Origin of the sequence: Sphingomonas donggukensis, from assembly GCF_023674425.1 — a bacterium.
In the GTDB taxonomy this organism is placed as follows: domain Bacteria; phylum Pseudomonadota; class Alphaproteobacteria; order Sphingomonadales; family Sphingomonadaceae; genus Sphingomonas; species Sphingomonas donggukensis.
On the sequence record NZ_CP098401.1, the window covers coordinates 273,354 to 293,079 of the forward strand.

11 protein-coding genes and 1 pseudogene are annotated in these 19,726 nt (G+C 65.6%); 8 read left to right on the plus strand and 4 right to left on the minus strand.

The genetic code is table 11. From position 1 onward, the window contains the following. Positions 1-63: 63 nt before the first annotated feature. Both M9980_RS01315 and M9980_RS01320 read right to left on the minus strand, forming a co-directional pair. Positions 64-2,136: a ParB/RepB/Spo0J family partition protein gene (locus tag M9980_RS01315; protein WP_422921375.1), complete on the minus strand. Its 2,073-nt coding sequence runs from the start codon at positions 2,134-2,136 to the stop codon at positions 64-66. 46 nt (positions 2,137-2,182) lie between these two features. Continuing rightward, positions 2,183-3,184, minus strand: a complete 1,002-nt coding sequence (locus M9980_RS01320; protein ID WP_250752559.1) for an ArdC family protein — start codon at positions 3,182-3,184, stop codon at positions 2,183-2,185. 248 nt (positions 3,185-3,432) lie between these two features. On the opposite strand from M9980_RS01320, the gene M9980_RS01325 reads away from it, so the two are divergent. From M9980_RS01325 to M9980_RS01335, 3 genes and pseudogenes are all read left to right on the plus strand, one after another. After that, positions 3,433-4,581, plus strand: coding sequence for a type II toxin-antitoxin system HipA family toxin (locus M9980_RS01325; RefSeq protein WP_250752561.1), 1,149 nt, complete (start codon positions 3,433-3,435; stop codon positions 4,579-4,581). Next, a pseudogene (locus M9980_RS14305) lies at positions 4,578-4,709 on the plus strand (helix-turn-helix domain-containing protein); the annotation flags it as partial. The gene M9980_RS01325 and the pseudogene M9980_RS14305, both read left to right, overlap by 4 nt. A gap of 4,715 nt (positions 4,710-9,424) precedes the next feature. After that, on the plus strand, positions 9,425-10,438 hold the full coding sequence (locus M9980_RS01335) for a hypothetical protein (protein WP_250752565.1): 1,014 nt from the start codon (positions 9,425-9,427) through the stop codon (positions 10,436-10,438). Positions 10,439-10,529: 91 nt separating this feature from the next. On the opposite strand, the gene M9980_RS01340 is transcribed toward M9980_RS01335, so the two are convergent. Beyond that, positions 10,530-12,083 carry an ApeA N-terminal domain 1-containing protein gene (locus M9980_RS01340; protein WP_250752566.1) on the minus strand — a complete coding sequence of 518 codons (1,554 nt, stop codon included), beginning with the start codon at positions 12,081-12,083 and terminating at the stop codon, positions 10,530-10,532. 127 nt (positions 12,084-12,210) lie between these two features. On the opposite strand from M9980_RS01340, the gene M9980_RS01345 reads away from it, so the two are divergent. Continuing rightward, positions 12,211-13,134: a nucleotidyltransferase and HEPN domain-containing protein gene (locus M9980_RS01345; protein ID WP_250752568.1), complete on the plus strand. Its 924-nt coding sequence runs from the start codon at positions 12,211-12,213 to the stop codon at positions 13,132-13,134. Positions 13,135-13,189: 55 nt separating this feature from the next. After that, positions 13,190-13,564 carry a thermonuclease family protein gene (locus M9980_RS01350; protein WP_250755019.1) on the plus strand — a complete coding sequence of 125 codons (375 nt, stop codon included), beginning with the start codon at positions 13,190-13,192 and terminating at the stop codon, positions 13,562-13,564. Here M9980_RS01350 and M9980_RS01355 read toward each other — a convergent pair whose 3' ends face one another. After that, a complete protein-coding gene (locus tag M9980_RS01355) occupies positions 13,565-14,008 on the minus strand; it encodes a DUF1810 domain-containing protein (protein WP_250755020.1) in 444 nt (147 codons plus the stop codon). Between the two features lie 191 nt (positions 14,009-14,199). Here M9980_RS01355 and M9980_RS01360 point away from each other — a divergent pair, with 191 nt between their 5' ends. The 3 genes from M9980_RS01360 (at position 14,200) to M9980_RS01370 (ending at position 19,716) form a co-directional block, all read left to right on the plus strand. Then, positions 14,200-14,931 carry an ImuA family protein gene (locus M9980_RS01360; RefSeq protein ID WP_250752570.1) on the plus strand — a complete coding sequence of 244 codons (732 nt, stop codon included), beginning with the start codon at positions 14,200-14,202 and terminating at the stop codon, positions 14,929-14,931. A 106-nt stretch (positions 14,932-15,037) separates the two neighbouring features. Further along, entirely contained in the window at positions 15,038-16,402 is a 1,365-nt protein-coding gene (locus M9980_RS01365; RefSeq protein ID WP_479725555.1) for a DUF6504 family protein, read from the plus strand. Next, positions 16,399-19,716 (plus strand): error-prone DNA polymerase, encoded by a 3,318-nt coding sequence (locus M9980_RS01370; protein ID WP_250752575.1) that lies wholly within the window; start codon positions 16,399-16,401, stop codon positions 19,714-19,716. The genes M9980_RS01365 and M9980_RS01370 overlap by 4 nt, the downstream gene beginning before the upstream one ends. Positions 19,717-19,726: the final 10 nt, after the last annotated feature.

The following is a 19,726-nucleotide window of genomic DNA, read 5'->3' on the forward strand; positions in this document are numbered from 1 at the left end:
ATCCGGCTCCTTTCGACAGTTTCGAGGAGGATGCGGCGCCCGACCACGGGCGCCGCCCCCCATTTACTCGGCGGCGATCGCAAGCGGCGCGGAGCCATCCTCGTCGGCATCGACGAGGAAGTCTGGCAGTGGCGGTTCGGCGGGTGATGCGTCGGGCGTCCGGAGCGGTCCGGGCACCCAGTTGCTCTCGGCCAGCAGCCGTTCGGCCTCGCGGGCCATATCGGGCTTCTTAAGGTGGTCGATGAGCTGAGCCGCCATCTCGCCGACGCCCTCGCGCACCGCGGCGATGATCTGCGGCTTGGTGACTTGCGAAAGGTAGTTTGCGACCGTGGGACGCCATCCAGTTTCGGCCAAGTCGAGCGCCACCGCCTGCGCCAGGCGATCAGCTTGTGCGATCCGGTTGGCCAGTCCCAGCGACGACAGGCTGCCGCCGCCATAGCGGTCGACCTTCTCCCACCGCGCATTGACCGCACTGCCGACGCAATGCGCGAGCAGCGCCGCGCGCTCCTCGTCGGCCATCGTCGCGAGCAGTGTCCAAAGCGCATCGTCGTCATCGACCGGAAGCCGATCGCCCCAATGCGCGTGCCGCGCCGCGATCGCCTGCGCCGACGCGCTGTCATTGAGGTCGGCTGCCTGGACCGGCAAGTAAGTGGGCCGCGCCGCAACGTCGAGGCAGCCGCCGACACCGACGCCCGATCCGAACAGGTCGCGGACGAGTTTGTGCAGGAGCAGGGTGAGCGCGACCTCGGGGACCTGCGCGACGGCATCGCGGAGCGCCAGGGTCCGGTGCGCGGTCAGCTCGGCGACCAGTCGTTCGGGAAGCGGCTTGGGCGCATCATCCTCGGAACTGTCGTCTTCTCCCGGATCGCCGCGCGACTCCTGGCCTTCGCTGCGGCCCGCGCCGTCGCCGCCACCGTCACCGGCTTCCAAGGGCGGGCCTGCTGCCTCCTCGTCCTCGGGTCGGACGAAGCCGCGCTCCACGCGCATCCGTCCGTCGCCGCCGAGACTGACGAAGACACCGGCGCGCGCGCGATCGTCGTCGTCGAAGCGGGCGGGGATGGAATCGAGCCGGTCGAGCGCGGCTTCGATTTCGCTCAGCCGCCGATCGACCGCCTCGGGCAGGTCGTCGGGATCGTCGGCATAGTCCGCTTCGAGCTGCTCGAGTTCGGCCTGCAACGCTTCGCGCTGCGCTTCCTCGTCGGTGGCGAGGCCTGAGCCAAGCGCAATCAGCCGCCGCAGTCCGGTCTGGTGGCCGTAAGGGAAGTCGAGCGCGATCTCGACCCAGCGCCATCCCTCGGCAGCGACCGGCGCTGCCTCGCCCTGCAGTTTTTCGAGCGCGAGCCGGTCGAGCAGCAGCGCGTCGTCGAGCCAGCCGTCACCGTCTTCGGTGAAGAGGTCGCGCAGGACGGTTCCGCCGGCGGCCTCATAGGCGGCGATGCCGAGATAGCGAACGCGCCGGTCGCGCGCGTCGATCGCGCCCTGGGTCAGCAGGCTGCGGATGTAATAGGGCTCCTTGTTCCAGCCCGACTGGATCCGCTCGAACACCTGCAGTTGGCGATCGTGATCGGTCGTCACGGTGAACGCCATCAGCTGGTCGAGGGTAAGCATATCCTCGGCATAACCGTCGAGCAGCGTCGGACTGACGGCGGCGAGGCGCAGCCGCTGGCGGACCACCGCCGGGGTCACGAACCAATTGGCGGCGATCTCCTCGTCGCCCTGGCCCTGGTCGGCCAGCACTTTGAACGCGCGGAACTGGTCGAGCGGGTGGAGCGCGACGCGGTGGACGTTCTCGGCAAGGCTGTCATCTTCGGCCGAGATGCCGCTATCCCCGTCCTTGACGATGCACGGCACCGGCGCGGTCCTGGCCAAGCGCTTCGCTTTGACCAGCCGCTGCAGTGCCTGGAAGCGGCGCCCGCCGGCCGGAACCTCGAAACTGCCGGTGTCGACGCCGGCGTCGTCGCGCAGCGCACGAACCGCGAGCGCCGACACGAGGCCGCGGCGGGCGATGTCCTCGGCAAGGTCCTCGATCGAGACGCCTGGCTTGACGCGCCGGACGTTCGATTTGGAGGGAACCAGTTTGTCGAACGGGATGTCCCGAACGCTTCCGAGGACAACCTTCATTTGAGTCTTGGTCACGAGCATTGCCTTTCGTGACGGGTGCCGGGAGCCACTCTCCCGACCCTCAACCCGTCACGAAAATCTCGCCTTCCTCTTCCTCTCCAAGCGCCGACGCATATCGCGCTCTCGCCGGGAGTCCCGCCGGTGCCACGAACGCCATCGCGTCGGGGACGAAGCCGAGGAGGATATCGGCTGCCTTCGAGGCCGCCGACGCCGCACGGACGATGGCGCGCGAGTCTTCGCGCAACACGTCGAGCCATCCGCCGAGATAATCAGCGTGACGGACGGTCGGTCGGATGCCGAGCGTCGCGCAGCAGAAGGCCGCGCAGAGTTCGGCGACGAGTTCCTCGCGCGCGTAGCCGGATGTGCCGAACCGGCCTTGCTGATCCCGATTGAGGCGCGATCTATGGCCGGTCCAGTGCCCGAGCTCGTGGAGCGCGGTTCGGTGCCAGTCGATCGGATGGAAGAAGGCCTCGGGCCGCGGCACCTGCACAAAATCGATGGTGGGGGAGTAAAAGGCCTGGTCGCCCCCCATCCGGAGGTCGGCGCCGCTGGCTGAGATCAGCGCCTGCACCGTCGGCGCGATCAATCCTTCGGGCAGCGGCGAAGGCACGGTCGCCGGGCGCTCGGGCAGGCCCTCGCACTGATCGGTCGAGAAGACGGTGAAGCGCTTGAGGAAATGGATTGTCTGGGGCTCGCCGTTGGGCGTCGACACTGCGTCATGCTTCGGCTCGAAGCGATCTGCATAGACCACCGTCGTGCCGCGCTCGCCCTTGCGGACGTTACCGCCAAGGGCGAGCGCCTGGCGGAAGGTGAGCCAGCTCTGGCACGAGAAGCCGCGGGCGACCGCCGCGCCCCAGAGGATGAGGATGTTGATCCCGGAATAGGCGCGCGCGCTCGCGGCGTTGCGCGGCAGCCCGAGTCGCGCTGCGACGCCCGAGGATCCCCAGGGCTGCGCCCATGGGAAACGGCCGGCCTCGAGGTCGGCGATAATCGCTTGGGTGATTTCATCGTAGATGCACGGGCGCTCGGGTTTCGGACGGCGCGTCTTGGAGGTGATGGGCATGGACCGGCTCCGCGGCGAAGCGCCGGGAGCTTCTCTCCCGAACTCCAACTTTCGCCGCGCCAGGGCGCGCCACCCTCTCACTTTTTCGCCGGCGACGGCCGGGATACCGCGGAATTGCCACAAATGTACGGCGTATGGGGCGAGAAAACCGGATCGGTGTTCAATGTTGCTTTAACAAAAGGGCGATACTATCTTCAGGTTGACGATTATATTGAACGAGGTGTGAGATCGCCGAGCGCGTAGCCCATGTGACCTACAAGCGCCAGTTCGCGGGGACGCTCCGCGAAGTGGGGGCTGGCACGCGCTTTGAATATCATGACGGCTGGAACGAGACCATCGCGTGCAGTCTGCCTGTCAGCAAACGTGATCACTACTGGCCAACCGGGCTATTCCCATTTTTTGAGCATCTGGCTCCCGAGGGCTGGCTACGTGCGCGTCAGGCACGCGCCGCGCGCGCGTCCGACCAGGATGACTTGGGTCTGCTGCTACGCTTCGGCGCCGACTGCATCGGTGCGGTTGGGGTCCGACCGCCAGGCGGATTGCCCGAGCCTGGCACCGATGGAGATGCCCTCGAGGCGGCAGTTACCACTCCCGGCCGCACACTGTCTGGCGTACAGAGAAAGCTGCTCGCGCATCGCGCTGATAGCGGCGGTTTCGTGCCGTCGCATCAATTGGCTGACCCTGCGACGCACATCGCCAAACTCAACGCGATCGACCGGCCGACTCTCGTTCAGAACGAGGCCCTATCGCTCGGCCTCGCGCGGGAGGTGCTCGGGTCAGCAGAAATCACGGAAGCGTCGATCGGGGCTGTCGCCGGCATCGATGGCATCGCGTTGCTCGTCGAGCGTTTCGACCGCGTCGGCGAAAACCAGCTCAGGCTCGAGGATTTTGCGCAAATCCTCGGCCGACCGCACGGCCGCGATTTCAATGGCAAGTACAATGGCAGCTACGAAGAGGCTGCCGGCGTCGTGGCTGCGCATTCGGCGCGCGCCCGAATTGACCTCGATCGCTTCTTTCGTCTCGTCGTGTTCAATTTTGTGATTGGCAATGCCGACGCGCATCTGAAGAATTTCTCTTTGCTCGAGCGGCCTGAAGGGCTGCGGCTAAGCCCGGCCTACGACTTGGTCAGCACGTTGCTTTACGATTTTGATCCCGAAACCGGTCTTGAAATCGGCGGGCGAAAGCGGCCGATCGACACGCTTGATCGCGGCATCGTGGAGGCCTTCGGCGCTGAAATCGGCCTGCCGCCAGCAGCTGTGCGGCGCGCACTCGATCAGTTGGGCCAGCGCTTCGCCAAAGCGAAGACGCCGGCGCTTCCCGAGCGGATCGAGCCCACTGACTTCCGCTTGCGCTATCGCGATCTTGTGACGCGGCTGGCGACGAAAATCCTCGCATGACCGGGCTGAGCATCGATTGGCGCGCGACCGTGGACGAGGCGATCCGACGGCGCAAAGCGGAGGGCCTTTCACAGCGCGCGCTCGCGTCGCTCGCGGGGGTCAGCGTACCTACTGTCAATGCCTTCGAGCAGGGCGACATCCGCCTGCGCTTCGAGCGTATCGTTGCGATTCTCGGGGCATTGGGCCTGTTCGCGCAGGCCGATGCGAGCGACGCTCTGTCAGGTTTCATCCGCGTATCGCGGGGCCGCTGGGACTCGCTGGTTGCCGGTCTGCCGCCCGAGCACCCCGCCCGGGCGCTGCGCGGAAGTTTCGAGTTCGTCTTCGAGCTGCCCGGTATCACACCAAGTCCCGCCAAGGCGCTGCGCGACTGGTTGGAAGCCGAGCCCCGTCATACGGTTTGGCAACCGTTCGCGGCCGGCGGTGGCAAGCTGCGCGTCGTCGAGGGCGCACTCGAATATTGGGCCGGTGACGCAAGCGATGTCACTATCGGCGACTTTTGGCGGCTCGACCCCGCTGGGCGCGGCTTTGTCCGCCAGGGCTATCGCGAGGATGCTCCCGGCTCGCTTAGCCCCGGACTGGTCTTCGATCTAAGTCTGCCGATCCACCAGCTCACAAGCCTGCTGCGCCAGGCCGCCTCGCTGGCGCGCTTCGCCGGTGCCGACCGGGACGCCGTGGTCCGTCTGCGCGGTGCTTGGCGCGGGCTTGCCGGCCGGACGCTTCACGCGTGGGCAGACCCGCGCTTGCGCGGCGCAGTCCCCGCCGACGCGCTGGCGTTAAGCGACAGCGCCGAGATCGACGTCGAGCTTACGTTGGGGGCGCTCGAAGGCGATCTGCCCTCGGCGGTAGCGACGGCACTCGCGCCATTATTCGAGCGGTTCCAAGGCTTTGCACTACCGCGCGAATTGGTCGCTGGACAGATCGGGGAAACCGCTCGTCGTGAAGGCGTTAGTATTGGCCCGTTCGAAGTTCCCAAAGCGCTCGTCGCTGGCCTTGGCGACGAACAGCTGCGCACGTTGCTCGGCAAGCTGCTCGAGGCCGAGGCTTCGGCACGTGGCATTGCGCTGTCGGGCATCGATCTGGGCGGTAACCAGACCGCAGCCGATGGCGGCGTCGATGCGCTGCTGCGCTGGCGGGACGGACCCGAGCCTGGCGGCTGGTTGCCGGCGCGCGACATTGTCTTTCAGTGCAAGGCGCAGGTGTTGCGCCCCGCCCAGGTGGCCGACGAAATGCGGCCCAAAGGCGTGCTGCGACCGATCTTCACCGAACTCGCGAACGATCGCGGTGCCTATGTGCTTTTCACCACCGACGATGTCGGCACCAAAGGCCAGACTGAGCGCCTTGCACGTATGAAGGATGCCCTCGCCGATCTGCCTGGCGGTGAGCGCGTGACGCTCGATTTCATCGGTCCCGATCGAATCGCTCGCTGGGTCAACCAACATCCTGGCGTGGCCTTGTGGCTGCTCCAATCGGCAGGCCGTCCTTTGCGCGGCTGGCGCCCGTATGGCGCTTGGTCGGCCGAGGCCAGCGCCGGTGCGCCTTACCTGCTTGACGAGAGCGTGCGTGCGACCGTTGCCGGAGATGAAGGCGATATCCGTAGCGCGATTGGTGCGATCCGCGGCGCGTTGGCGACCGGCGGAAGCTGCGTGCGCCTTGTCGGTATCTCGGGGATGGGAAAGACCAGGCTCGCCGAGGCCTTGTTCGACCCGCGTGTGCCAGGCGGGCCCGCGCTATCGCCATCGCTCGCGGTGTATGCTGATGCCGGCCTTGAACTTGCCACCGGCGCGCCGCTTGTCGCTGAGCAATTGGTGCTGGCGGCCACGCAGGCGGTGCTCATCGTCGATAATTGCACTGCGCGTGCGCACGCCCAGCTGTCCGAGATCGTCCGGCGTGGCGAGAGTCGGGTCAGCCTGCTTACCATCGATTATGACGTGGGCGAGGAAGAACCGAGCGACAGCCTGGTCGTGCGGCTCGGCGCCAACAGTGAAGATCTTCTGCGAGCCTTGCTGAAGCAGCGCGTACCCTCGTTGCGCGAGGCCGAGATCGAGCACCTTGCGCGCTTCTCCGAAGGCAATGCCCGCGTTGCGCTCGCGATCGCGCGTGGCGCGGACAAGGGTATCGACTTGTCGAAGATCAGCGACACGGAGCTGCTCGACAGGTTGTTCCAGGCCGAGCGCGGCGGCGACCCCGAAGCGCGCCGGGCGGCCGATGCCGCGGCTTTGGTCTACGCCTTTCATGCCGATCCCTCCGACGTGCCCGTCGAGCATCCGGTGCTCGCCGCGGTCGCAGGCATGCCGCCGCAGACCTTTTATCGCCATGTCGAGACAATGCTTAGCTGGGGCATTGCCCAACAGCGCGGTGTCCAGCGAGCGGTGAAGCCGGATCTGATCGCCGACCAGCTAGCCGCTGCGACCTTGGCCGTGAGTGACGCCGATCATCTGCTTGTTACGTTCGCGTCCGGTCCTGAACGGCTGTTCGCGTCGTTCGCGCGCAGGCTGGGGCGGCTGGATCGTGTTCCGCGCGCGCAAGCGATCGCCGCCCGGCTGCTCGCGCCGGGCCAATGGCTCGACGATCCGCGTACATGGCGCGACGAACAGCGGCGCGCTTTCTTCGGCCTGGCACCCGCAGCACCCCTGGCGGCGCTCGAACTCATCGAGCGAACCCTTGCCGGCGACGACAGGTCGGCTCTTACGGCTTCTCACCGCGACCGAGACGATTTTGCCGAGCTGCTGGTGCATCTCGCCTACGACGAAACACTATTCCCCCGCGCGATGCGTAGCCTCGTACCGCTGGTGCTCGGCGAGACCAACGGAGCTGAGCAACGCAACCTGCGCGACTATTTTCTTCAGCGCTTCTGGCCAGCGTTGTCCTGGACGCATGCTCGCACGCGCGCACGATTGGATGTCGTCGATCAATTGCTCGATGAGGGCGATTCCGAGCAGCGCTCCCTCGCGCTCGAAGCGCTCGATCACATGCTCGATGCCTGGCACATCACCTCGTCGTTCGATCCGTCATTCGGCTCGCAGCCTCGCCAGGACGAATGGCGACCGCGTGGTGAAGACTATCGCCATTGGTACGAGGAAGCCTCGGCGAGGATCGAGCGCATCGCTAGTTCGGACGATCCCCTCGCGGAGCGCGCGCGCCAGATCGTCGCTGAACAGCTTCGTGCGCATGTCTCGGCCGGCATGGGAGATCTCGCCGTCGCTTCGATGCGGCGTGTGCGCCCGACCGGTTATTGGGATGCGGGCTGGCGTCAGGTCAGCGAAACCCTCCACTTTGGCGAAGGCGTGAACGACGAGGGATTGCGCTCGCTCGAGCGCGAGCTCCGCCCACATGGAATCAATGAACTCTTCGACGCCTTCGTGCTCGGCGAACCGTGGCGGCATTGGCATCCGCGCGCGCGCGAAAATCATTATACGCGCAACGTCCAGCGACTGGCACGCCGGGTCGGCGTGTCGCTGGTGCGCAGCGGCGTCCCTCTCGACGACTATCTGGCGCGCGCTCTTTCAATCACCAGCGAGAGCAGCGTGATGGCGTTCGGCGAGGGGCTTGCGCACGCGGTACCCGATCTGCGCGCGCTGTGGGACCGGGCCTATCGTCTCTATGTGGAGCTGCCGGCCAAAACCCGAGATCCCGGTTTGCTGATCGGCATCGTGCGCGCCGGCGGCAAGCGCGATCGTCCCTGGAGCGATGGCGTACTCGACGCCGCCGCCATCGACCCCGAGCTGCGCCCACAGATCGTCTATTTCCACTCGGCGCGGCCACTGGATGCACGCGACGTCGAACGCTTCATCGGCGCGCTCGACGGTGGCGCTAGTCCCGAACACTTGGGAGCACTCATGTTCGGGGGCGCCACCGATACGATCTCGGGGGAGGATCTGGCGCGGCTCCTGCGCAGGTTAATGGCGCATCCCGAAGGGGCACTGCCCGCGCTCCAGATCCTTCACATGCGCATCTATGGCGACAAGCAGAAAAAGCGCGAACTCGCACCCGAGCTAACTGAGGTCGCGCGTCTGCTGCTCCACGACAAGCGCGTCTACCGCCAGTCCCGCCGGCGCGGGGACCGCGAGCTGGCCGTGCTCGCAAAACTCGTTTTCAAGACCGAGCAGGGTGCCGCGACCGCGGTTGCAATCGCACGGGCATTGCGCGAGCTGCGCGGTTCCGACTGGATGGACGAGGATTTCACCGAACTCGGCCGCACCTTGCTCGCTGAGCATCCGCGCGTCGTTCTAGACGAAATCCTCGCCGACATCGACAAACGCCGTGGTCGGCGCGGTCTGGTTGATGCGCTGTTCGGGGGAATTCTCGGCGATCGCGACAATCAGCCCGAGCAGGGCCGCCCGGTGCTCGACGCCGAGGTCGTGCGAAACTGGGTCGCCGAGGAGCCCCAGCCGCGCAGCGTTCAGCTCGCTAGCCTGATTCCCTACACCAGTCAGGCCGCGGACGGCATACTCGGCTGGTCTGACCTTGCGCGCCTGCTGATCGATCTCGCGCCCGATCCGGTGCCGGTCCTGCGAACTTTCGAGGACCGTTTCTTCAACGGCGTGAGTACAGGGTCCTTCTCGTCACGCTTCGTCCGTCGCCTGCCGATGGTGGGAGCGTTGAAGACCCATTTCGACCGACGCGTTCGCAGCTGGGCGCGGGAAGCCGAGGAGCGACTTCAGCAGAGCATCATCTATTGGGACGAACGCGACCGCGAGGGCGACAGCCGCTTCGAATGAACGCGTCCGTGCACTGGAAGTGCCCCTGGAGGCCGACCTAAGCGGCGCACTGCGCGGCAACGCCTTTGATCAGCGGCTTACTTATTTCGATTCAAACATCGGGCCGCACAATTCGGAGCAATGAGATGACGGGACCTGCCGGCCTCGACTTCGAACCCGAGATCCAATTTCCCGAAAATGCGTTCGATGCCGCGCGCGTGTTCTTGGGCGCGATGGCCTATCCCGAGCGCGGTGCGGGGCAACTTGTCGGGCTCGGAGCGCCATTCACGGCGGCACTTTGGAACTATGTCGTCTGGAACGGGCGCCAGGCCCGCGGTCTGCGCTATGTTCGCGAGAAATTCGCCGATCCGAACTTCAAGCCGCCCGCCAAGCGCGACTTCGAAGGCACGCTCGATCGGGGGCTGCGGCGGCTGCGACGAAGGAGCACGGCGTACAGCTTGATCGGTACGCAGATGATCAATGGCTTCTTCGCGGTGCTGGAAGACTCGGCGCGGCTAACCCGCGCAGGCCGGCGCGACGAAGCGTTTGTCATCCACCCGGGCGCGAAGTTCGAGCCTTGCCGTCCGGAATTGTGGGCACGCAACACGCGCTCGCCTCGTCAGACTATCACAAATGATGTGGATCGCTGGGCTAAGCGGTTCGGGCTGAACTCGACCGGAAAGGCGGCCGACAGCTCGCAAAAGGTCAAGGATCTGGTCCGCCGCGCCTATCTCCAGTCGAGGCCAGTGCTGCATATGACGCACGCCTTGAATGTCGTCTGCACCGAGATCGGTCCGAAGCTCGATGGTTGGGACGATTGGGACTGGCTGCTTGTGCTCCTTTGGAATCCGGAAGCGTGGGTGTGGGACGCGATTGGAACGGCCAGTAGCTGGCGCGAGATATCAAGGTTCCACTTCACGCCCGATCTCGAGCCGAGCCACATGATCGACCTGATCCTCCCCGAAAAGATGCAGGATAATGCACCCTGCCACGATCCGCTCAAGCGCGCGATACCCGCGACTGAGGAAGGTGCGGTCGATGCAAATACTGAGCGAACTGACGACATTCCTGGCCGCAGTGGCGGGTCTGCTGAGCGCGGTAGCGACGGTTATCACGGTCGTGCGGCGACGCCGGGACTGACCGGCCAAGGAACGACCTAGGGGGGTAGCTTGGCCGACGGTTGGAAACCGGTGGCTGACCCTGAGACCGCCACCATTTCGCCTGCGAACCGGCGCGAGGTTTCGCACCCGCTCAAGCACAGCAAACGGCAACCGTCGCCCTCGCCTCGTCTTCGGCCTTTTTCGGGAGCCCCTCCCGCAGCGCGCGGATGTGAGCGGCGTAGATGTCCCAGTCGTGCAGGACCCGATTGAACGGGTGGGCCAACACGCTCCCCCGGTTGCGCCATGCGGCGATGTCCCAATCCGCGTCGATCAGGTCGGAAGCGGCAAAGAAGAACTCGAGCGCACTGGTGAGAAACGACACGACGTCGCCGTTTTCGGCGTAGCTGAAGCTGCCCGGGCTCCCGTGCACATAATAGTTTCGACACTTGACCGCCTCGTCCGTGACAAGGTCGAGGTCCACCAGCGGCTCCCTCAGCGCTCCGGACACGAGCGCCGCGCGGTCGTGCACCTTGCTGCGGAGCGTCGGTCGGCCAAGTCGTCCAAGCGCGTTGAGGACGCTGCTCCGCTCCGGCGAGTTCGGCAACGCGCGAAACGCCCCGCGCGCCAAGGCCTTCGCCTTCAGCAGATCCGCGGCGAGCGGCGCCACCGTGGAAAACCCATCATCGGGCAGTATGTCGAACATGTTGGCCGCGCCGACGAGCCGGTCGATGGAGAAACTGCGTTGCTGCTCAAAGCCGCTCGCGAAGCGGACTCGCGCCTCGAGGCGCACAGGGTCGTTCGCTAACCAACGGCTTAGCACGGTGCCGAACTGCTCCGGCTCGTCGACGACCGGGATCAGTATCTCTGAAGGATGCGGACTGCGCTCTTCCCAAGCGACGGGGCGGCGGGGCGGATGGGTCCAGTAAAGATCGAGCGGTGGCGCGCGGTCGTCGCCGATGGTGTCGAGCCAGATGCCGTCGATGTTCTGGGGCCGCCCAGCGAGCATTCCGAGGAAGCGGAGCAGGCTCAGGACGGCGTCGAGCGTCCCGGCCAAAAGTCTGGGCTCGACGAAGCAAATCTCGACCAGCGTTCGATTGCGCATTCCGACTTCGCGCGTCGAGAGCGGGTGGGAGGGTATGGGCCGATGGAAGACCCTGACTCGGCCTATGGCGGTCTCGACGTCGGCCAGCTCGGTCCGTCCAGCGAAGTAAGCGATGTCCGGCGACGGACCAGTGGGTATTTTCCGGTCGATGTGGCGCTCGTTGGCGGCCACCACCGCCTCGATCAGCGGTCGCGGGTCAATGACGTGGCCCATCGCGTCGAAGTCGTAGAAAACCTGCTCAGCGTCGTCGATGTGGAAGGTGACCTTCGTGATCTCCGCGACTTCTGCCGAGAGGTGGCGGTTCCCCGAAACGATGTAGGCCGGCATCAGCTCTGCGAAGCTAAAACTCTCGTCGTAGCGTGTCGCCGATCCGAGGCTCGAACGCACCGCACTCGCGAGCACCGTAACCTTGGTTCGGTCGTGAAGGGTACCTCGGATGCACTCAGCATGCTCGTCTTCGACGTGGAAAAAGTCGGCATCGTGCAGGTAGAGCATCGTTTCCGTTCCGCGGATCGACAGTTCGCCGAGAACGGACCTTGCCTCGCCGATGTCGAAGCGCCCTCCGAGCTTCGCACCCTCCACGATCTCCTCGTCTCTGGACATGCTCGAACCCTCTCTCCAACGACGGATACACCGCACCCTACGGAAAGCGCGCCGCCATCACGACAGACTGCAGCAGCCACCTTCCCGGCTTGCTCCGGACGAAGCACGATGCCAGACTGCGAACACAATGAGAACGGGGACCGATCACCTTCCGGCGGCGAAGCAGCGCGAACTCGAGCGCGTCGTCGCGCTGCTGTTCGCCGAATTCGCCGATGCGACTGCGATTGCGACGTCGGCCTGGAAGAAACAGGCGCGCATCCTCAAGGTCATTCTCTACGGCTCGTATGCTCGGGGCGACTGGGTCGACGAGCCGCACACAGCCAAGGGCTACCAGTCGGACTTCGACCTGCTCGTCATCGTCAATCACGCGAAGCTCACCGACCGCGCCGGCTTCTGGTCGACCGCCGAGGACCGCTTGAACCGCGAGCTGGCGATCACGAAGACGCTCAAGACCCCGGTCAATTTCATCGTCCACACGCTGCAGGAAGTGAACGACGCGCTGATCGACGGGCGCTATTTTTTCATCGACATCGCGCGCGACGGCATCGTGCTCTACGAGTCCGAACCAAGCGAACTCGCCGCGCCGCAGCCCAAGACGCCCGACCAGGCGCTCGCACTTGCGCAGGAGTATCTGGACGAGTGGCTACCTGCTGCACGGGGGATGTTGCGAACCGCTCAGTTCAGTTTAAGCGAAGGTCGTCTAAAAGATGCGGCCTTTTTACTGCATCAGGCAACCGAGCGCTTCTACCATTGCGCCTTACTAGTTTGCACCTTCTACACGCCTCACGTTCACAATCTCGGTTTCCTACGCACCCAAGCTGAGCGGATCGACCCGCGGCTGATCGAGGTGTGGCCTCGCGAGACCAAAGCCGATCGCGCGCGCTTCGAGAAGCTCAAGGAAGCCTACGTCAAGGCGCGCTATTCTAAGCATTACCGGATCGATGAGAGCGAACTCGCCTGGCTCGGCGAGCGGGTGGAAGCGCTGGGCCAGGTCGTCGAAGTGGTTTGCGCCGAGCATATCGCCCAGCTGCGGCGCAGTGGCGCCGCGTGAGCTGCGTCACCGCTAGCTGATGAGGCGGTGGTCATGGCTCTCGCCTCTGCTGGTGATGGGATCGACGGCTGGAGCGGCGCTGGGGGCGCCGCCGTTAACCGGCCGCGTCGTCTGGGTGACGGATGGCGACACCGTGCGGCTCGAAAGCGGCGAACGCGTCCGGATCGCTGACATCGACGCACCTGAAACCCGGGCCGGTCAGGCGCACTGCCGCGCAGAGATCGTTCGCGGCGCGCGTTCGACCCGGATTGCGCGGGCGCTGCTAGACAACCGCTACGTTTCGATCGAGCGCGTGGGTATCAGCTATGGTCGGACGGTGGCGAGGCTTCGCCTTAACGGAGCCGATGTCGCGACGCTGCTAGTCTCGCAGGACGTCGCCCGCTGGTGGCGACGTGGAAAGCCCAAGCCAATCTGGTGTCCCACCGGATAACTAGTCGGCGGTCAGCGCCCGCCGTCGATACAAGCGATCGAGCGTAGCTTCGTCCAATTGCCCGCTAAACCAGCGATCGAGCGCGGCACGGAATAGCGGTTCGCCCCCCGCCTCGAGAAACAGGGTCAGCGACGAGCGCAGCTTCGTCGCGTCGATCGCGCCGAACACTTCCTCGGCCGTGGTGCCGGTGAGATCCTGGAGAGCGGAGACGCACTCTCGAAGCCGTGGGCCAAGAGCCGGATGAGCAAGGTAAGCGTGCGCCTCGTCGAGCGAGTGGATCGCGTACCGACGCGACATCGCGCTGCTGCCGAGTCCAGCCAGTTGCGGGAAGATGTACCACATCCAGTGAGAGCGCTTAGCACCGCGGCCGATTTCCGCCAGCGCGGCGCGGTAGTCGTTCTCCTGAGCAGCAACGTATCGCTCAAGGTCATATCGATCGGTCATCATCAGCGCGATGACCTATCGGGCTGCTCGCTGCAAAGCCCCCGAAAATAATTTTCAGCCCGCGAAGTAGCCGGATTCCGCCGTGCGGACGCTCTTCGTTGATCTTTTGGGGACTGCCGTCGGATTGACAGTGGCATCGCATAGAGAACAAAAAAGGAACGAATCAATCGTCCCTGAGTCTGTTCGATGCCATGCACCATGCCACTGTCCTCGCTGAATTGCGCGCCCGTATCGCCGAGGTCGAGGGGTCGCCGACGCATCGCGCAACCATGCCGTTTGGGGTGGATGCACTCGATCGGAAGCTTCCCGGCGGCGGATTGGCGACCGGCGCGCTGCACGAGGTGGCAGGAAGTCCCGAACTGGCCGACGATGCGAGCGCCACGATCTTCCTCGCCGGCATTCTCGCGCGAATGGAAGGCCCGGTCTTCTGGTGCCTGCGCTGGCGAGACCTGTTCGCGCCGGCGCTGCACCTCGCTGGGCTTCATCCCGACCGGGTAATCCACGTCGAGGCGGGCAGCGACGCAAATGTCCTGCTCGCGATGGAGGAATGTCTGCGCCACCCAGGGCTCGCCGGTGTCGTCGGTGAGATCACGAAATACACGACGACCGCATCCAAGCGGCTCCAGCTCGCGGCAGAAACGTCGGGCGTCACCGCCTTCGTATTTCGACGCGCGTCGAAACCCGAGGTTGTAGCCGACGGGACGGCCGCTGTGACGCGGTGGCGGGTGGCGGCAGCGCCGAGTGTGCCGCTCGGCATTCCGAGCCTTGGACGACCACGCTGGGAGGTCGCCTTGGAGCGTGTGCGCGGGGGCAACCCGCGCCGATGGATCGTGGAGGGATGCGATGCGCAGGGTCGTATCGGTCTATCTACCGCACTGGTCGACCGACCGGCTGCGGCGGAAGACCGCCAAGCCGCCGCCTGACGGCCACACGGCGATCCCGCCGCTCATCACCGCAATTCCCGATCATGGCCGGCGTATCGTTGCAGCGGTTGATGCCGGTGCGCGCGCTCTTGGCATCACGCCGGGCATGACGGTGACGAAGGCGCGATCCTTTGCGCACGGGCTCGACGTGATCGACGCTGATCCGGAAGCCGATTCGGCGGGTCTGCGGCGCCTCGCGCTATGGGCCGGGCAGCGCTATTCGCCGGTGGTAGCGCCCGACCTGCCCGACGGGCTCTGGCTCGACATCACTGGCTGCGCGTCGTTGTTCGATACCGAGCGCGCTCTGGTCAAGGATTTGCACCGGCGTATCGCGGCGTTCGGCCTGTCGGTGCAGATCGCGGTCGCCGACACCGCTGGCTGCGCGCACGCGGTCGCGCGCCACGTGCCTGCGGGCCGGCCGGTAACGATCGAGCCTGGCGACCATCGCAACGCGCTCGGCCTGCTCCCGATCGTCGCGTTGCGGCTCGAATCCGGCATCGTCGAGGGACTGCGCAAGCTGGGGTTCGAGCGGATCGAACAGCTGATCGGCACGCCGCGTGGCCCGCTTGCCAAAAGGTTCGGCCGCACGCTTCACCGCCGTCTCGACCAGGCGCTCGGTCACGTACCCGAGCCGATCGAACCAGTCTTTCCCGAAGCGCTGCCGCGCGCCCGGCGCGGTTTCATGGAGCCGCTGCTGACCGCCGAAGCGTTCGGGCAAGTCATCGCCGATCTCGCCGCGGATATCTCGGAGCAGCTGATCAAGACGGCCAGCGGCGCGCGCCGTCTCGATTGTCATTTCCATCGTGTTGATGGCCACAGCCAGGCGATCCGGGTTGGCACCGCGACGCCGTCGCGCGATTCGCGTCATCTCGCCAAGCTGCTGGCAGCGAAGATCGAGACAATCGATCCCGGCCTCGGCATCGAGGTGATGACGCTGATCGCTTCTCTCGTCGAGCCGCTCGGTCCAGGCCAACGCGAAGGCCTCGAGTCAATGGTGCGACGCGGGCCGGACCTGTCCGCGCTGGTCGATGCGCTGGCCAACCGGTTCGGGCAGCGTCGCCTTTACCGGTCGACGCCTCATCCGAGTGCGATGCCAGAGCGATCATTGTGGTCGGCGTCCCCTCTGTCGAATGCCGAGGGCGCGGTGTGGAATGCGGATCTGCCACGCCCAAGCCGGATGCTCAGCAGTCCGGAGCCGGTCGACGTGACGGCGATGCTGCCGGACCACCCGCCGGCGATGTTCGTCTGGCGGCGCAAGCGTTACCGGGTGGCGCAGGCTGACGGTCCAGAACGCCTCCATGGCGAATGGTGGCGTGACGGCGGCGTCGAGGCCGATCGGCCCTATACCATCCGCGATTATTTCCAGGTCGAGACGACCGAAGGTGGGCGTTACTGGCTGTTCCGGCTCGGCGACGGCGAGAACCCGGCCACCGGGCCGATGCGCTGGTTCATCCACGGCGCGTTCGCGTGACCGAGGCCGAACCGGGGTATGTCGAGCTGCAGGTCACGACGCATTTCAGTTTCCTGCGCGGCGCATCGTCGCCGGAGGAGCTGTTTGCCGCGGCCGCGCTGCTAGGGTTGCCCGCACTTGGCATCGTCGACCGCAACTCGGTCGCTGGGATCGTCCGCGCCTGGGATGCGGCAAGGACCACGGGCGTGCGTTCGATCGTCGGTTGCCGGCTTGACCTGACCGACGGCTCGGCGCTGCTCGTCTATCCAACGACCCGTGCTGCCTATGGCCGAATGTGTCGATTGCTCAGCGTCGGGAAGGATCGCGCCGGCAAAGGAGCCTGTCACCTAGACTGGGCCGACGTCGAGGAATGGAACGACGGACTGATCGCAATGCTTGCGCCTGACCGCGCCGACGCGACCGCCGAGGCGGCGCTGGCGCGGACCAAGCGGATATTTGGAGACCGCGCCTATCTTGCCCTCTCGATCCGTCGCCATCCGCGCGACGCTGTGCGGCTGCGCGACTTGGCAGCGATCGCTGCGGCGCTGCGTGTGCCGACGATCGCGACCGGCGACGTGCTTTACCATTCGCCCGATCGCCGGCTGCTCCAGGACGTGGTTACCTGCATCCGCGAGAAGTGCACGATCGACCAGCTGGGCGACCGGCGCGAACGTATCGCCGACCGTCATCTCAAACATGCATCCGAAATGGCGCGATTGTTCCGGCGCTATCTGAAAGACACGAGTCCGGTCGCGCGCAGCGTCGCGCTGGCGGCGCGCTGCACTTTCAGCCTCGACGAGCTCAAATATCAATATCCCGACGAGATCCGAGTGGCGGGACGCACGCCGCAGCAGGAGCTGGAGCGGCTGACGTGGGAAAAGGCGCCCGAGCGCTATCCGGACGGCGTCGATGGGAAGGTCCGCGCGCAACTCGAACACGAGCTCAGGCTCATCGCCGAACTCGATTATGCCCCCTATTTCCTGACGGTTCATTCGATCGTGGCGTTCGCACGCAGCAAGGACATCCTGTGCCAGGGCAGGGGGTCTGCCGCCAATTCGGCGGTCTGCTACGTGCTCGGCATCACCTCGATCGATCCGGTACGCTCCGAACTGCTTTTCGAGCGCTTCGTCAGCGCTGAGCGACGAGAACCTCCCGACATCGACGTCGACTTCGAACATGAGCGGCGCGAGGAGGTGATCCAGTGGATCTATGAGACCTACGGCCGGACACGGAGCGCGCTGACCGCAGTCGTTACGCGCTATCGCGCGCGCGGCGCGGTGCGGGAGGTCGGCAAGGCGCTCGGGCTGAGCGAGGACGCGACGGCCGGCTTATCGTCGTCGGTGTGGGGCTGGAGCCGCGAAGGGGTCGAGGAGAAACATGCTGAGGAACTCAACATGGACCTCGGCGACCGGAGACTGGCGCTGACGCTCGACCTGGCCCGCCAGCTGATCAACACCCCGCGCCACCTGTCGCAGCACCCCGGCGGGTTCGTGCTGACCCGCGACCGGCTCGACGAGCTCGTGCCGATCGAGCCGGCGGCGATGGACGACCGCCAAGTCATCGAGTGGGACAAAGACGACATCGACGCGCTCGGTTTTATGAAGGTCGATGTGCTGGCGCTGGGAATGCTCAGTTGCATGCGCCGTGCGTTTGAGTTTCTCGAGGGTGACAAGGGATTGAAAGTCGATCTGGCGACCATCCCGGCCGAGGATCCGGCGACCTATGCGATGATCCGCAAGGCCGACACGCTCGGCGTGTTCCAGATCGAGAGCCGCGCGCAGATGGCGTCGATCCCGCTGATGGCACCGCGCACCTTCTACGACCTCGTCATCCAGGTGGCGATCGTCCGCCCCGGCCCGATCCAGGGGGACATGGTCCATCCTTACCGCCGTCGTCGTAATGGTCAGGAGGAAGTGACCTATCCGACGCCCGAGCTACGCCGGGTGCTGGAGAAAACTTTGGGCGTGCCGCTGTTTCAGGAACAGGCGATGCGCGTCGCGATCGAATGCGCGGGGTTCACGCCGTCCGAGGCCGATTTGCTGCGCCGCGCGATGGCGACGTTCAAGCTGACCGGAGGCGTCTCACATTTCCGCGACAAGCTGATCGAGGGGATGGTGACGCGCGGCTATGAGCGCGAGTTCGCCGAGAAGACCTTCAAGCAGATCGAAGGGTTCGGTTCCTACGGCTTTCCCGAGAGCCATGCCGCCAGTTTTGCGCTCATCGCCTACGCCTCGTCCTGGATGAAGTGTCATCATCCCGATGCCTTCTGCGCCGCACTGCTCAATGCGCAGCCGATGGGCTTCTATGCGCCGGCGCAGATTGTGCGCGATGCGCGTCAACACGGCGTCGAAGTCCGGCCGATCGACGTCAACTCGAGCCGGTGGGACTGCACGCTCGAAGCGAGCAATGGCCGGTTCAAGGCGGTCCGCCTCGGTTTGCGCATGGCACGCGACCTGTCGAATGCCGACGCGGCCGCCATCGTGACGGCGCGGGGTGACGATCCCTACGCTAGCGTGGAGGAGATTCAGCGCCGCGCCGGCGTGGGTCGCGGCGCGCTCGACCGGATTGGCGACGCCGACGGATTCGGCTCGCTCGGTGCGAGCCGTCGGGCCGGTTTGTGGGATGTGAAGGGGCTTGGCGATGCCGCGCTGCCATTGTTTGCGGCCGCCGACGCGCGTGACGGGAAGCTGCGGCAGGAAGCGATCGAGCCGGCCGTCATGCTTACCGCGATGGGCGAGGGTGCCGAAGTGGTCGAGGATTATCGTTCCTCCGGCCTGAGCCTGCGCGCCCATCCGCTCGCCTTCCTGCGCGACGAACTGACGGCGCGCCGAATGATCACCTGCGAGCAGCTGCAGACGGTCCGAGACGGGCGCTACGTGGAACTCGCCGGCATCGTCCTTGTCCGTCAGAAGCCGGGGTCCGCCAAGGGTGTCATGTTCATCACGCTCGAGGACGAGACCAATGTCGCCAATCTGGTCGTCTGGACCAAGGTATTTGAGGCGAACCGACGAACCGTACTCGGGGCATCGATGATGGGCGTGCGCGGTCAGGTCCAGCGCGAGGGCGAGGTGATCCATCTTATTGCGCAGCGGCTGGACGACCTGTCCCCGCTGCTCGCCAGCGTCGGCAATCGCAGCGACATAGCCGACATCTATCGCGTGAGCCGCGCCGATGTCGTGAAGAGCCCGATGACGCCCGATCCGCGCGATCCCGCCGAACGGCCACTGGGACGGGCGGCGCGCGACATCTACATCCCCGACTTGCGGCTGGGTTCGGGTATCATCCCCGGTCAGCCGACGGAGGGCATCAAGATCAAGCCGCGCGATTTCCGCTAGTTCGAAGTGA